Consider the following 15956-nt stretch of genomic DNA (forward strand, 5'->3'; position numbering starts at 1 on the left):
CCACCTCCTTAACCTAAATAGTCGATTGTAGACGTCAATCCATCAATACTTTGGTGACTTGTAGAGTAAGTATCATTTGCGAAAACCTCACTCTTAATTGACATCTTCTTAGATTTTCCTTTGTTAAAGTATGAAAAATAATTTTCACTATGCTCTGAATCTTTATTTACTGAAACATCAAATTGTTGTATTTCAAAACCTTTATCCTTCAAAGCATTTCTAAGATCTTCTAAGTTTGATTCAATAGTCTCTTTTACTATCTGACTTTCAACTTCAAACCTAGCTACTAGCATACCTCTATCAACTACAATTTTCATAGACAATTTACCTAAATTATCAGGCTTCATCTTTATAAGCATTTCTGAAACATCCTCTGATATATTAATTTTCGCACCTTCAATAATTTGGTTGAAAATTTTCATATCAGTTTTTACAACATTTTCTAAGGTTTTATCTGTATTAACAGTTTCAAAACCTTTAAACTCGTCTATTTGAATGTTGTTCGTACCTGATAAATCAAAATCTTTTTGCTTGGTTTCTACATTATTAATATCTTTTTTGATAGTAAATAACTGTTTATCTTTATCGGTACCGTCTGATGAAGCAATTGTCTCTGATTTTTTATTAACGTCTTTTTCAGCATCCTTTTCAGAATTTTCTTCAGTATGTTTTGAAATATTTTCTTCTACATTACTTTCAGCTTTTTCCTCAACTTTTTTTACTAAAGTTGCCTTTTCATCTTCAGTACTAAGGTTTTTATTGTTTACCTCTTCTTCAACACTAACTTTACTGTCATCACTTACATCCTTTGAATTCTCAACTAGTTCCTTTGGAACATTACTCAAAGATGCTGTAGTTGCTAGATCAAGGGTTTCTAATAGTTGTCCAATTTTTACCAACTTATCGCTAACCTCTACGCTTTCAATATCTTTAGTAATCAATTCTAAATCAGTTACCACATTCTTTAGCTCATCAAGGTTTAACTCTGATTGCTCAAAATCGCTAATTATTTGCTGCAACTTCTCCTTGTCCACTATATCATTCAATTGTAAAGTATGTATTAAGTCTTCGATTAAAGAAGTTAGCTCATTTAGCATTTCTTCTTCGTCTAAAGTATCTACATCTTTTGATTCCTCTGCTTCATCTACTTTTACTTTCTCTACTTTAGATATCTCATCTTCAGAAAGGCTCTTTTCATCAGTTGGCTTAGTTTCAGACTCCTTTAAGGCTTTAGTTTCTTCCTTCTTATCAGGCTTATCAGACGATTTAACAGCAGACTTTTCTGCAGCTTTCTTTTCATTCTTTTTATTACTGAGTACTTTACTAAAACTATCATCTTTACCACTCGATGGTTTACTCTTAGGTGATTCTGAAGTTTGAGTTTTTGAAAGCATAGTTCTTTGAAACATCCTTGCTTGAATTATATCACCATTCGTCATTTTTTCACCTCCTTTCAATAATTTTATATGTAAATTTTAAAGTTCAGGCATTGTTAGCTTTCTTGTTATTTCCGATGATAAACTTGTATCAAGGGTTGATAATATAGAAGCTAGTTTTCTTTCATTAAATTTCTTCAACATTGCTAAAGCTAGATCTTCATCGCTTATAGATAGAAGTTCTCCGTTGAACAATTCATAAATCTGGGGTTCACTACTATTTCTTATCATTCTCTTAATAAGCTCCGCTATTTGAGCATCGCTCATTTTTTCATATATTGAGGTTAATTCAGTAACATTACTATCAAAATCTCTGTATACTTTATAAGCTCTTAATATATCTTCGGTAAATAAGTCTTCACCTTTTACCAGTATTTCTTTTTCCTTAATGGTGTTTATCAACTCATGAACAAATTCTTCATTATCCAGCTTAGCAAGAATCATAGCTGATTTCTTAACACCTAGCGCCTTGTATATTATGGATAGATCGCTTAGTTTGTACGTCTGAGTATTCCCAATAATATCAACAAGCTTCTCAGGACTTTCAGTAGAATAAATCTCAGCTAAATTCTTGAGTTTTTTTTCATTATCCTTGATTGAACTTAACATATTATTTATATCTCTTTTTTTCTCATCAAAACTAAAATTACTAATTATTTTGGTAGCTATATCCTTCTCTAAGTATCTTAAAAGCTTAACCGCATTTTCATTTTTCATATTTTCAAAAATGCTTCCCATCTCAGAGTAAGAAACCTTTTTGCTTTCTAGATCAGATTTGATTTCTCCAATTGCGGTTATTGTCGATAACGATTCATAATACTTAGCCAAATCAACTACTTCTTTTTTCTTTTCCTCATCAATTTGCTCTATAGTTCTTATTAGAACATCTTTTTTCAAAAGATTTTTTCTGATTTCACTTGTAATATTCTGAGTCTTATTCGGTTTCAGCTTTAGCATTACCTTGATAAGCTCATTATAAAGAACTTCATCTTCATTCTTAATCAGTGTTAACTTATCGCTAGCTCTACTATCGTCAATTTCAACGAGATATTTAGCTATAGCAATCTTTTGACTATCAACTTCCTTCTTAGTTGGATAGGAGTTGAAATAATCTCCAACAGGTCCAGGTAATTGAACCAAATACTTATTTGCTTGCATTTTGAAATCATTATTCGTATAGTAAATAAGACTCACAATAAGTAAAGGTGTTATTATAAACACTGTAAGAATTATCATTAAAATTTTTCCGACTCCTAGTCCTTTTTCTGACTGATTTTCTTTATTTGCCATTATAATCACCTATGTAGTAAGCTATTTTTGTAAGTAACAATTTGATCAACTGCATTTTCCTCGAGTTTTTTCAGAACCATATTGTGTTCATTAAGCTTTTTTTCTTTTAATTTTTCCATAATCTTTTTCTCTTTCATTGCTTCCAATAATTCATTTTTAATTGATACTATTTCATCTTCTTTTTTCTTGATCAAGTCATTTTGAAAAACCATTTTTCTATTTAATTCTTCTCTATAGCTTTCAATGGTTCTCAAGAAAATGAGTTTACACCCTTCTGAAGTCTCATTTCTTAAAAGTTCAGAATACTTTCTATCCACAAGCTGCAATTCATTCAACTTATTCTTTTCTTCGTTTAGAATACTATAAGCTTGACCTAATCTGTTTTTAATACTATCTTCCTTGTTCTCAAGTAGTGATAAAATGCTCCTATATTTAAATTTGAAGTTCTTCATATAAATCATCCTCTCGGCCTATATATATGTAACCTCTTCTAAACACTTTAATGTATCTTCAAAACTAATTTTTTCGTCTACACCTTGCTTTAGTAGTTCATTAAAAGAATCAATTTTTTCTATAGCTAAGTCGATTCTTTTATTACTGCCCTTAGCATATGCACCAATATTTATTAAATCCTCAGATTCTCTATAAACAGCAAGGTATTCTCGAAAAACTCTTGATGCATTCAAATGAGAATCCATTACTACGTTGGGCATAACTCTGCTTATGCTGTGTAAGATATCAATTGAAGGATAGTGTCCCTGACTAGCTAACTTCCTTGATAAAAAAATATGACCATCAAGGATCCCTCTTACAGCATCTGTTATTGGCTCATTTAGATCATCTCCATCAACAAGCACTGTATATAACGCTGTAATAGAGCCTTTTTCAGAATTCCCAGCTCTTTCTAGAAGCTTTGGGAGTGTAGCAAACACAGATGGGGTATACCCCCTAGTAACAGGAGGTTCACCAACAGCTAACCCTACCTCTCTCTGTGCCATAGAAAACCTTGTAAGAGAGTCCATCATTAACATAACGTTTTTACCTGCATCTCTAAAATACTCTGCTATAGCCGTAGCAATATATGCAGCTTTAGTTCTAACTAATGCTGGCTGGTCAGATGTTGCTACTATTACCACAGATCTTTCCAAGCCTTCATCCTTTAGATCATTTTCAATAAATTCTCTTACTTCTCTTCCACGCTCACCTATGAGAGCAATGACATTAACATCAGCCTTGGTATTTTTTGCTATCATACCCATTAACGTACTTTTTCCCACACCACTACCTGCAAATATTCCCATTCTTTGCCCTTTACCACACGTTAGAAGACCATCAATAGCTTTAATGCCTAATGGAAGGGCCTCAGTAATTTTATCTCTAAGCAGTGGATTTGGAGGAGCATTGTCAACAGAGTATCTACTTTTAGATGATATTAAACCCTTTCCATCCAAAGGATTTCCCAATCCATCTAATATCCTACCCAGTAGATGTTGTCCTACATTTACCATCAGGGAATGCCCAGTTGCCACAACTAAGCTCCCAGGGCCTATACCACCCATATCTCCTAAGGGCATTAAAATTACTGTTTCATTTCTAAAGCCTACTACTTCAGATTTAATTGGCTCTCCACCCTTCAGTGGATGTATATAGCACACTTCTCCAATCTCAACAGCTGGACCTTGTGATTCAATCGTAAGCCCAACTAATTTAGAAACTTTACCACTAAATTTAAGTAGGTTTGTTTTTTCTATACCATTAAGATATTTCATAACAAAGGACATACTAATCACTCACTTCTTAATAGTTCTTCAAACATTTCTTTGACCTGACTAAATTGAGTCCAAATACCACTGTCAACACTCCCAGCTTCCGAGTCTAATATACAACTGCCCTTTGCTAGAGATTTATCCTGTTTGATAACAATATCATTAATATTTTGACTTAATACCAATATCTTATCTTTAATACTTATAGCAAAGTCATAGTCATCCGGGCTTACTCTTAAAGTTAAGTCCTCAGTATATGCACACTTCTCTAATCCAAGATGAACCAAACTCTGTATTATACCCTGATCCTCTTCTATCGTTTTGTTTAGTATCTTCTCAATTGTCGAAATAGTTAATTTAACAACATCTTCTTCCAGTCTAATTGCCGCAGACTTCGTATCAGCTTCTACCTGCCTTTTTATCGTTAGGGCTTCCTGTATAATACTATCAGCTAGATTTTTCCCTTCCTCAAAGCCTTCATTTCTGCCTTCAGAAAAACCATCTTGTCTAGCCTGTTCCATGACAGCATTTGATTTTTCATATGCATCAGAGATAATCTTGTCTGCTTCCAAGCGAGCATTTTGATATAATTCGTCCATTTCCTTCATCTTCTCTGCTACAATAACTTCAAGATTTTCTTTGACTTTTTCTTCATCGTTTTCTTCAACAGACTTTATAGGTTCCTTTCTAATAGGAATGCTAAGTGGTAGTTTGAATTTGTCATTATCTAAAATAATCTGCGAAGACTTCAAAACTCTAGACAATTATTTCATCTCCTCCACCACGTGATAGAATTATTTCTCCGGCTTCTTCTAGCTTCCTGATAATATTAACAATTTTCTGTTGAGCCTCTTCAACATCTCGCAATCTAACTGGTCCCATAAACTCCATGTCTTCCTTAACCATTTCAGCCATTCTTTTAGACATATTAGCAAAAATCATATCTTTTACTTCTTGAGTAGAACCCTTTAACGCTATAGAAAGTTCATTGTTGTCAACTTCTCTAATAAATCTTTGTACGGATGTACTATCAAGAGTAATAATGTCTTCGAATACAAACATTCTCTTCTTAATATCTTCAGCCAATTCTGTATCTTGAATCTCAAGGGTTTCCATAATAAACTTCTCTGTTCCTCTATCTACAGAATTTAGTATATCAACAATAGTTCCAACACCACCAGTCGATGTATAATCTTGAGTCACCATAGAAGACAGCTTTCTCTCTAAGACATATTCGACCTCTTTAATTATTTCCGGTGAAGTTCTATCCATGGTGGCAATCCTTTGGGCAACATCTGCCTGTTTTTCTTGAGGCAGTGCTGAAAGAATCTGTCCTGCTTGATTCGCTCCTAAATAAGAAAGTATCAATGCAATTGTCTGAGGATGCTCATTTTGAATAAAGTTTAGAAGTTGGCTAGCATCTGCCTTTCGTACAAAGTCAAAAGGTCTAACTTGAAGAGATGCTGTTAACTTATTAATAATTTCTAATGCTTTATTTGATCCCATTGCCTTTTCAAGTACTTCTTTTGCGTAATTAATGCCGCCTTCAGAAATAAAGTTTTGCGCAAGGCATATCTGGTAAAATTCTTCAAGGACATCATCTTTTTCTTCAGAACTTATTTTTCTCATATTTGCAATTTCAAGTGTAAGTTCTTCTATTTCATCATCATGCAAATGTTTAAATACCTTTGCAGACTTATCAGGTCCTAGTGAAATCAACAGAATTGCTGCTTTTTCACGACCAGATAATCCAACTTTTCTTGCCATGGATAACACTCCTAATCTTCATTTAACCAGGACCTAAGTAACTGGGCAACCGCTTCTGGTTCTTTGTCAACGAATTTTTCTATTTGATATTTATAGCTAGACTTATCATTTGCACCAATTTCTATTTCTTCAACTTCATCTTCTATTCCTATAGCTGATTCATCTAAAATATCGTTCATCTCATTCTTTCTTCTTCTAATTCTCAGCATAGCAAATATTGATCCAATAGCTAGCAATAATCCTACAACTCCAATGCTCATTAAAGGAATATTACTCGTAATTCCAGTTGCTTCTTCGCTACTTATCGATAACAAGTTGTCCTGCTGTCCCTGGTTAAAGTCTCGTGCCATTACCTCAACTTTTTTTGTTTCAAGTCCAGCTGCAGCTGAAACCAACTCTATTAATCTACCTTTATGCTCATCAGTGAGTTCACCGTTTTCAAGTGTCTTTCTATTTAAAATAATTGCAACAGTTATATCTTTAATATTTCCTGATTCCTTTACAATGCTTTTTCTAATCTCGTTTAACTCATAATTAACACTCTTATTATCCTTTATATATGTTGTATCATCTGAGTCAATTTCATTGTATTGAGTAATTGCTTCCGAATTAGAGTCTGTACCAGGCGGCCCTCCAGCAGCACTATTTTTTACCTGTTCTTTAAGTTCTTGATAACTTCGTATCAATCCGTTTGACTCTCCTTCGATAGGTGAAGCAAATTCCTTAATATCAGTAACTTCTCTATCAAAATCAAGTTTAACATTTAGCATAATATCGACATTATCCGAACCATATATTTTAGCTAAAAACTCTCTTAAGCTTCGCTCTAAGTTCGCTGTAACTTTCTCTTGAATATCCATTTTTTTATTCATAGAATATCCATCACTATCTATCGATCCATCGTTTAACATTTTTCCTGTATTATCATGAATAGATATATTGTTCAATTCTAAACCTTCTACGGCATTCGCTATAAGCATTACTATACCGTTAACCTCTTGCTCATTTAATTTAAATCCTTGCTTTAATGTTAATAGAACCGATGCCTTTGATTTTTTAATATCCTCAGTCAAGAAATTCGAGTTGTCAGGAACAGTAAGAAGAACTGACGCTTTTTTTATACCACTTATCTCCTCAATAGTTCTTGCTAATTTACTCATCTCAGCTTGAAGATATTTTTTTCTTTTATCATCATTGGTCATCGTCAAACTATTACTACTAAAGGCATCCTCCCAAGTTATACCAGCTTGCGGAAATCCTTCGATCGCGAGGTTCATTCTAGCCTTGTTAAGATTCTCTTTAGGAACCATTACTGAGGTTCCTCCATTTTCAGATTTATAAGGAATATTCATTTCCTCAAGTTTTTGAGTTATTTCACCAGAATCCTCTAAGGGTAGACCACTGTATAAAGTCACATACTGGGGCCTGGTTACGTAAAAAATTGAAAGTGCTAAAGTTAACACTAAAAAAAAACTTCCCAGACCAATTAAAGTCTTCTGTTTTTTATTAAGGGACTGAAAATATTCGTTGAATTGATTTCTTATCTTTGTTATTGAATCCCCCATCTATATCCTCCATTCATTGCCAAAAAAAATTTTCGATTTAAAATATTCAAGGTGGATTTTGATCAATTTACATTATTCATTTTCTACACTATAAAGTACTCTCAAAACACCTTTAATACTAAAGCAGTATCTATCTATACTTGCATTCTCATTATTTCTTTATAGGCATCCATAACTTTATTTTTCACTTCTATAGCAAAATTCAAAGCAATATCTGCCTTTTGCGAAGCTATCATAACATCCTGTATGTTATCTACTTCTCCAATAGCCAACATTTGACCCATTCTATTTGATTCATTTTCATATGCATTCAATTTGTCAATTGCACCCATTAAGAAATCTTTAAAATCATTTGTATTAGCAATTTTCTTATCATTAATATTAGTTTTCAATAATTCCGAGTTGTAGATATTTGATATTTTCATAATTTACCCCCTAAAGAAAAGTTAACGTCCAATTTCTAAGGCCTTCATAGCCATACCTTTGCTAGTATTAAGGGCAGTAACATTTGCTTCATATGCTCTTGAAGAAGAGATCAAATTGATCATTTCAGTTACTATATCAACGTTTGGCATTAAAACATATCCTTTTTCATCGGCTTCAGGATGTCCAGGTTGATAAATTCTTTTAAAGGGTGACTTATCTTCTTCTATGCTACTAACTTCTACCCCATTCCCCAACTTCTGACCATTCTTAGCAGCATCAAAAATTTCCGAGAATGTTTTTCCTTCCTTCTCATTGAATATAGGAACTTGTCTCCTATAAGGCATGCCGCTACTTGTCCTAGTTGTGTTTGCATTAGCAATATTCTTAGAGATAATATCCATTCGCAATCTTTCTGCTGTTAAACCAGTAGCACTTGTATTGATAGACTTAAAAAAATTCATTTATCTACTTACCTCCTTGAGAAATCGCTGTTTTAATTCTTTTCAAATGGTTTGATAATTCTTGAGTTAAAGCATTAAATTTTATAGCATTTTTGGCTAGCTCTGCCATCTCTACGTCTATATTAACGTTATTCTTATCTTTCCTAAAGCTTGTACCCATTTCTCTTGTAACAGTAGGTTCCATAGAGTCTATGGTGTTATTTGGAAAGTGCTTAGGATGTGTCTTGCTTAATTCCATTGAATTGCTATTTATATAATTCTTTAACACAGAATCAAATTTAACATCCTGTCTCTTGTATCCAGGCGTATTTACATTCGCAATATTATTGGAAATAGCTGTATTTCTTAACCAAGAAGCGTCTAATGCTTTTTGATAAATATGAACATTCTTGTTTACTTTGTTAAGCATTCTTAAACCTCCAAATCTTTTGCTTTATGTCATAATTCTACAAATCTTGTGAAATACCTCCTAAAAGTCGCTTTTATTTTTTTAAAAAATCATAATATTATTTTACATTAATAGACATAAAATGTTAATTGGTTTTTCTATCCCCATCCGAATTTAGTACTTTCTAACTATGCCCGTCGATAAATCTCGACTTTTTTTGACTTTTTACTCACTTTATTCTTTAAATATTACGCCTTATTAAGTGTAGAAATTGCTCGAATTAAAAGTCAACAATTAAGCCTTATCGTTTACAATTCCAATGGATTTCCACTTCTTTTTTTCAAATTAAAAACTCAAGAGCACTTAACTCTTGAGTTTTATAAAGTCTTATATCGCTATATGAAATGAATATATATATGTTATTTCTTTAGATTTTTTAATTCCTCTAATAACTTGTCATTAAGTATTTTTATGTGAGTACCTTTCATTCCCAATGACCTTGATTCTATAACACCAGCACTTTCAAACTTTCTTAAGGCATTTACAATAACAGACCTTGTAATTCCGACTCTATCAGCAATTTTACTTGCTACTAATAGGCCTTCAGAACCATTCAATTCCTCAAAAATATGTTCCACAGCCTCAAGTTCAGAATATGATAGAGTTCCAATAGCCATTTGTACTATTGTTTTCTTTCTAGCTTCTTCTTCAATCACTTCACTCTTAGCCCTTAAAATTTCCATACCGACAACTGTGGCAGAGTATTCTGCTAAAATTAAATCTTCATCATTGTAGCTATTACCATGTCTAGCTAAAACCATAGATCCTAACCTTTGTCCACTACCATTGATTGGCACTATTGTAACTAGTTTGTTATAGCTTTCGACATCATATTTAAAGATTTTTAATAATTCGTCTCCGGTAATATTAAATTTTGTTTCATAGATTTTAAGCAATTCATCATTGTATTCTGTTGGAAATTTCTTATCTTCAGTTTCTTTGTCAATAATTATTGGGCAATCTGATGAGTCAGCTAAACTAACTCCCAGTACCTTTCCTTTGCTACTCGCAACATATACATTAGCATCTAGTATTTCACCTAGAGTTTCACATAATTGTGCAAATGAAACTGGAGTATTCCCTGATTGCTGAAGTATCTTGTTTAATCTTCTCGTTTTTTCTAATAGCGTATTTGCCATAATGTTCCTCCTTGTTATATTTAATTATAAAATCAAACTGCATAAATAATCTATTTATGTGGCATTCTATTCAATCTTGCGAAACTTTTATAGCTAATAATTATTGTTTTACAAATTGAACTAAGTAATTAACTCGTTTTTGTATTTTCTATAACTACTCGCAGTAAGATATTAAGTCTGAATGTATATATTATGCAATTTGTATGATTATCATTTTATTTTTTTTATTTAAGAACGTATCAAAACCATCCTTATTTAATTGTTCCCAAATTTCCTTACTTTTAAGCAGAATTACATTTTCTGCTCTTAAGTCAAATAGTTAATCCTTGTCTTCAGTCTGCATTTCTTCTTCATATTTACACTCTTTATTGGAACATACAATCGTCTTTTTACTTTTTGTATTCTTTATTACAAGTATAGATTCACATGTTGGGCATTTTCTATTAATCGGTTGCTTCCATGTCATAAAGTTACACTTTGGAAAATTGCTGCAACCATAAAATATTCTACCCTTCCTAGTCTTTCTAATTACTACATCACCATCACAGCGAGGACAATTTACTCCTGCTTTATTAATAATTGACTTCGTGTGACTACAATCAGGATAATTTGAGCAAGCAAGAAACTTCCCAAATCTTCCATATTTAATCATCATAAAGTTGCCACACTTCTCGCAGACTTCATCGGTCATTTCAGTTAGATCTATTTCTTCAATTTCTTCTTCTGCTTTTTCTAAAATTTCCTTAAAAGGCTTATAGAAATCATCTATTACACTCTTCCAAGGTATTTCGCCTTCTTCTATCTTATCAAGATTTGACTCCATATCAGCTGTAAAGTCAATATTAACGATTTTTTCAAAGTGCTTTTCTAAGATGTCATTAATTAGAACTCCAAGTTCTGTAGGTTTAAGAGCCTTTGCTTCTCTTTCAACATATCCTCTACTTAAGATTGTAGTTATTGTTGGCGCATAGGTACTTGGTCTACCTATTCCCTTTTCCTCCATTTCTTTAACTAATGCTGCTTCAGTATATCTAGGAGGTGGTTGAGTAAAGTGTTGCTTTTTATCAATGTTTTCGGCTTCTAGTTTTTCGCCGACATCTATTTTAGGTAGTTCTTTTTCTGTAATCTTAGTAAAGGAATACACTTTAAGGAAACCGTCGAATTCCAACTTTGTTCCCTTCGCTTTAAAAAGATATTCACCATTAACTATATCAACATTGTAAGAATTATATGTTGCATCTGACATTTGACTAGCTACAAATCTTTCCCAAATCAATCTATATAAATTATATTGATCATTACTTAAAGAGCCCTTTATGCTACTTGGTGTCCTAAAAACTGAAGTTGGCCTTATAGCTTCATGGGCATCCTGAGCGTCCTTCTTATTTTTTGTTTTAGGCTGTTGTTTACCTAAGTAGTCCTTTGTGAACTCCCCTACAATATAATCCTTTGCATCAGCCTTTGCTTCATCAGAAATTCTAATTGAGTCAGTTCTTATATAAGTTATAAGACCGACGGTACCTTCACCTTCTACGTCTATACCTTCATATAATTGCTGAGCCAATACCATTGTTTTCTTTGTAGAATAACCAAATTTATTAGAAGCTTCCTGTTGTAAACTACTTGTCGTAAATGGCGGATATGGCTTTCTTCTTTTAAGCTTCTTATCTAGATTATCAACTTGAAATAAGTTGCTCTCAATCTTGTCTACAATATCATCAACCTGTGCTGAATTTTTCAATTCTGTCTTTTTACCATTTACACCATAAAAACTAGCCTCAAGAGTTCTTAACTGATCTAATGATTTAAGCATTAAGTCGATTGTCCAATATTCCTTTGGTTTGAAGTCTTGAATCTCTTTTTCTCTGTCACAAATTAGCTTTGTAGCTACTGATTGTACTCTACCAGCACTTAAGCCTCTTCTTATCTTCTGCCATAATAGAGGACTAATACTATAACCCACCAATCGATCTAAGACCCTTCTTGCCTGTTGAGCATCAACAAGTTTTTTCCTAATCGGTCTAGGCTTCTTTACAGCACCCTTTATTGCCTTCGATGTGATTTCATTGAACTCTATTCGACATTTATCATCTTCATTAATTGATAAGATATTTGCTAAATGCCAAGAAATTGCCTCTCCTTCTCTGTCGGGGTCAGTTGCCAGTAAAACCCTATCTACTTTTTTAGCCTCAGATTTTAATTCCTTGATAACCTTACCTTTTCCCCTAATAGTTATATATTTAGGATTGTAATTATCTTCAATGTCTATTCCTAATTTACTTTTAGGTAGGTCTCTTACATGACCAATGGAGGCTTTAACCTTATAATTCTTTCCAAGGAATTTACTAATGGTTTTAGCTTTGGCTGGTGATTCTACTATTACAAGAGTTTTTGCCATTTTTGCACCTCCAAAATTACATCACAATGACTGATATTATAACAAAAATATTTTGCAATTTCAAAACTTTTAATATATTTATAATATATTTTTTGAAAATAAAATTTATTAAGGAAATTTCATAAATTACTTTTTATTTGTAAATGTACTAGAAATAGTAGATTTGGAGCCATTTCATAAAATAAAGAGTAACTTCCTGGATAATAGTAAAATTATAATTCTAATATATTAAAAAGTGATATTATAAGCCATTTTTCAATATTTCTAGCGAACTGATTATATATATCATTATTCTTATATCAGACTTTTTTACTAATTATTATAATTTTACCTGAAAAATTGTACATTTATTCCTTTGATTTAAATATACATGTTTAATTCTTGCTTACCTGCACTATACATTAACCAAAAGTCTTCCTTGGAAAAATTGTAAAAGTTCTTAAGCCTTAAATGCTTTTTAGTAAGATTAATCCTTTACTTCTAAAGTAATACGTAGTTTATTATAATACTTTTGAATAACTTGAAATATAAATCTCAAAATCATTTCCAAAATATTAATAATATAACAAACTATTTTATTATTCTATCAATTATTCCAAATTCCTTCTTTTTGTTATTCATTTGCGAAAAATTCTGATAAATCAACATTTATTGAGAATACTTTTCATTTTGTAGTATATGATACAAATCAGATCTTTGCAAGGATTATATGTTTTTTAATACAGTTTATAATCCTTAGTTCATTTCTAAACGTAATATGAAAATACTGCTTCTATCTTAGATTCAAATCCTATCTCTCCAGGCATAATTGGAGTTGTTACCTTAGTAGATTCTAGGTATACTCTTTCTAAAGAAACATCAGCTAATCTTTGTTCTTCAATTTTAATTGGCGCTTTGCTTATTTTATAGTTAAATCTTCTTTCTATACTTATCACCTTTTTAATAGCATCTTCTATTGCAAGATTTAATGCATTTCGATAGTATTGATTAGGATCCTTAACAGTAAACTTTACATCACTTACATTGTTTGCTCCAGCTTCTACTGATGCATCAACAATTTCACCGGTTTCTTCAATATTATTTATTCTTATTTCTAAGTTGTTTACCACTCTATAACCTCTAAATATTTTCTTTCCTTCAACAAAGTCATACTCCGGTGTTATAGAAAAAGATTGTGTTTTAATATCTTCTTCTCTGATATCCATTCTTTCTAAAGAGTCTATTACACTTCTAGTTTTCAAAGTATTTTCTTCTTGGGCAGTTTTAAGTTCCTTATTTTCTGTTACAATTCCTAATGTCACTATAGCTACATCAGGCCTTGCTTTAATACTACCTATACCAAACAGTTTCATTTTGTAACTTCCCGAAGCACTCTTTTGATAATCTCCGTTTCGATAGCTGTTTGGGTAACCTGTTGCCATGTTGGACATTAAAAAATGAGTCATTTCCTTCCACTCCTATCACATTATTTTCGAAATTCGTCTATAAAACATTAAAACTATATAAAGATAGACGATCTCAAAACCTAATTACCTATAATGTCATAATATGAATATAGTTTCTTTTGTGAAACTAGTAAATCTGTTGATAAAACCTCTTAAAAATGCCCATAAAAAAAGACCAGAATATTTTCTGGACTAATGTAATAGCCTTTATACTAAATTTACTTATGTAATATACATTAAAAAACCCTGAGCTATTTCAGGGTTTAGGTAGTCTATATATTAAAATATGTAGTCATCAATAATATTCTAATTATAGTTTTACTACGTTAGTTGCTTGAGGTCCTTTGTCTCCTTCAGTTACATTGAACTCAACTTCTTGCTCTTCTTCTAAAGTCTTGAAACCATTTCCTTCGATAGCTGAGTAATGTACGAATACATCATTTCCGTCTTCTCCAGTGATGAATCCATAACCTTTTTCGCTGTTAAACCATTTTACTTTACCTTTCATGTGAACAATCCTCCAAAAAATTTATTTTGCAATTTGCAACTCTTCTCTCCAAGAATATCACCTATATCCCTTCCTGTCAAGCCACTTGGGACAAAAATATTTAATTTCAAAAGGCAATGTTTACAAGTAAAATTAGAAAAATCTACAGTAGACAATTAAGTATTTTCTGACCATTATTATTCAGATTTTTAATCCTTAATAATCTACTTTACTATTATAATTTTCCCTGGGAGTTGTTCTATTATCTCTTTAATTTCTAGTATGGTAACTATACTATTTAGTGTGCCCGCATCTAAGTTTAATATTGATCCTATCATATCCATATGTATCGGCTGTTTCTTCATAACAATTTCAAGAACGTCTCTCTCAGTATCACTGAGATCCAGATGCATGTTATCTTTTTCTTTCATTTGTTTTTGGATATTAAACTCCTCTAGGATATCTTCTACACACGTTACAGGTTTAGCCCCTTCTTTGATCAACTTATTAGTACCTTGACTTACACTGCAATTGATATTACCTGGAATAGAGAATACATCCTTTCCCTGTTCAAGTGCAAAATCCACCGTTATAAGTGTCCCACTTTTCAGTCCTGCCTCGACAACTAATACACCCTTACTTAAACCAGATATTATTCGGTTTCGCCTTGGGAAGTTCCCGGGAGTTGGATTTGTACCCAGAGGATATTCAGATATCACAGCTCCATTCTCTATAATATCCCTCATCAAGTTTGCGTTACTTTTTGGATAACAGATATCAACACTACAACCTAAGACAGCAATAGTTCTTCCACCACCATCCAACGCTCCTCTATGAGCAGCTGAGTCGATACCATAGGCCATTCCACTTACTACTGTGATTCCATATGATGCTAATTCCTTTGCAAACTTGTAGGCTATATTTTTCCCATAGGAAGTACACTTTCTTGAACCGATTATTGCAATTGCGTTTTTATCCTCCTTAATTATTCTTCCTCTCTCATATAGTAAGTGAGGTGGGTCTGGAATATCCTTTAGAACATCTGGATACAGATCATCATTTTTATCTATACAGTTAACCTTCTTAGATGTTATTTTTTCTTTATATTTCTTTACATATTCTATATTACGTGTCTCAATAAGTTTGTCTAAAGCCTTTTTTCTTATATTAGGTACACTATTAATATCACTTATTGGTGCATTCCACAGAGCCTCAAATGATCCAAAGTACCATAGTAGTTTTTCAATAGTCGTATTACCTATTCCATTTATAGAATTTAACCAAATAAGATAATCCTTTTCGTTCATTGTATCTCTTCTCCTAAAATA

Annotated in this window: 15 protein-coding genes; all 15 read right to left on the reverse strand. The window is 32.2% G+C overall.

The genetic code is table 11. The features are described 5' to 3' along the window. Positions 1-8 precede the first annotated feature (8 nt). Positions 9-1439, reverse strand: coding sequence for a flagellar hook-length control protein FliK (locus R9X47_RS02185; RefSeq protein ID WP_432665054.1), 1431 nt, complete (start codon positions 1437-1439; stop codon positions 9-11). A 36-nt stretch (positions 1440-1475) separates the two neighbouring features. After that, positions 1476-2726 carry a hypothetical protein gene (locus R9X47_RS02190; protein ID WP_432665055.1) on the reverse strand — a complete coding sequence of 417 codons (1251 nt, stop codon included), beginning with the start codon at positions 2724-2726 and terminating at the stop codon, positions 1476-1478. Positions 2727-2731: 5 nt separating this feature from the next. Then, a complete protein-coding gene (fliJ, locus tag R9X47_RS02195; protein WP_432665056.1) occupies positions 2732-3178 on the reverse strand; it encodes a flagellar export protein FliJ in 447 nt (148 codons plus the stop codon). Between the two features lie 18 nt (positions 3179-3196). After that, positions 3197-4507 (reverse strand): flagellar protein export ATPase FliI, encoded by a 1311-nt coding sequence (gene fliI, locus R9X47_RS02200; RefSeq protein ID WP_432665057.1) that lies wholly within the window; start codon positions 4505-4507, stop codon positions 3197-3199. A gap of 5 nt (positions 4508-4512) precedes the next feature. Next, complete coding sequence (locus R9X47_RS02205; protein ID WP_432665058.1) at positions 4513-5256, reverse strand: FliH/SctL family protein; 744 nt, start codon at positions 5254-5256, stop codon at positions 4513-4515. Further along, a complete protein-coding gene (gene fliG, locus R9X47_RS02210; RefSeq protein WP_432665059.1) occupies positions 5249-6259 on the reverse strand; it encodes a flagellar motor switch protein FliG in 1011 nt (336 codons plus the stop codon). Before fliG ends, R9X47_RS02205 begins: the two co-directional genes overlap by 8 nt. An 11-nt stretch (positions 6260-6270) precedes the next feature. Then, on the reverse strand, positions 6271-7824 hold the full coding sequence (gene fliF / locus R9X47_RS02215) for a flagellar basal-body MS-ring/collar protein FliF (RefSeq protein ID WP_432665060.1): 1554 nt from the start codon (positions 7822-7824) through the stop codon (positions 6271-6273). 134 nt (positions 7825-7958) lie between these two features. Further along, positions 7959-8249: a flagellar hook-basal body complex protein FliE gene (gene fliE / locus R9X47_RS02220; protein WP_432665061.1), complete on the reverse strand. Its 291-nt coding sequence runs from the start codon at positions 8247-8249 to the stop codon at positions 7959-7961. Between the two features lie 21 nt (positions 8250-8270). After that, the gene (flgC, locus tag R9X47_RS02225; RefSeq protein WP_432665062.1) at positions 8271-8711 is read right to left on the reverse strand and encodes a flagellar basal body rod protein FlgC; all 441 of its coding nucleotides are present in this window, start codon (positions 8709-8711) and stop codon (positions 8271-8273) included. A gap of 4 nt (positions 8712-8715) precedes the next feature. Continuing rightward, positions 8716-9120: a flagellar basal body rod protein FlgB gene (gene flgB, locus R9X47_RS02230; RefSeq protein WP_432665063.1), complete on the reverse strand. Its 405-nt coding sequence runs from the start codon at positions 9118-9120 to the stop codon at positions 8716-8718. Between the two features lie 398 nt (positions 9121-9518). Next, positions 9519-10298 (reverse strand): GTP-sensing pleiotropic transcriptional regulator CodY, encoded by a 780-nt coding sequence (gene codY / locus R9X47_RS02235; protein ID WP_432665064.1) that lies wholly within the window; start codon positions 10296-10298, stop codon positions 9519-9521. A gap of 319 nt (positions 10299-10617) precedes the next feature. Next, positions 10618-12696, reverse strand: a complete 2079-nt coding sequence (topA, locus tag R9X47_RS02240; RefSeq protein ID WP_432665065.1) for a type I DNA topoisomerase — start codon at positions 12694-12696, stop codon at positions 10618-10620. Between the two features lie 746 nt (positions 12697-13442). After that, positions 13443-14141, reverse strand: coding sequence for an SIMPL domain-containing protein (locus R9X47_RS02245; protein ID WP_432665066.1), 699 nt, complete (start codon positions 14139-14141; stop codon positions 13443-13445). Between the two features lie 310 nt (positions 14142-14451). Beyond that, positions 14452-14649: a cold shock domain-containing protein gene (locus R9X47_RS02250; RefSeq protein WP_432665067.1), complete on the reverse strand. Its 198-nt coding sequence runs from the start codon at positions 14647-14649 to the stop codon at positions 14452-14454. Between the two features lie 203 nt (positions 14650-14852). After that, positions 14853-15935, reverse strand: a complete 1083-nt coding sequence (gene dprA, locus R9X47_RS02255) for a DNA-processing protein DprA (RefSeq protein ID WP_432665068.1) — start codon at positions 15933-15935, stop codon at positions 14853-14855. Positions 15936-15956 lie beyond the last annotated feature (21 nt).

It is taken from the genome of Wukongibacter baidiensis (assembly GCF_050888315.1).
Taxonomy (GTDB): Bacteria; Bacillota; Clostridia; order Peptostreptococcales; family Caminicellaceae; genus Wukongibacter; species Wukongibacter baidiensis.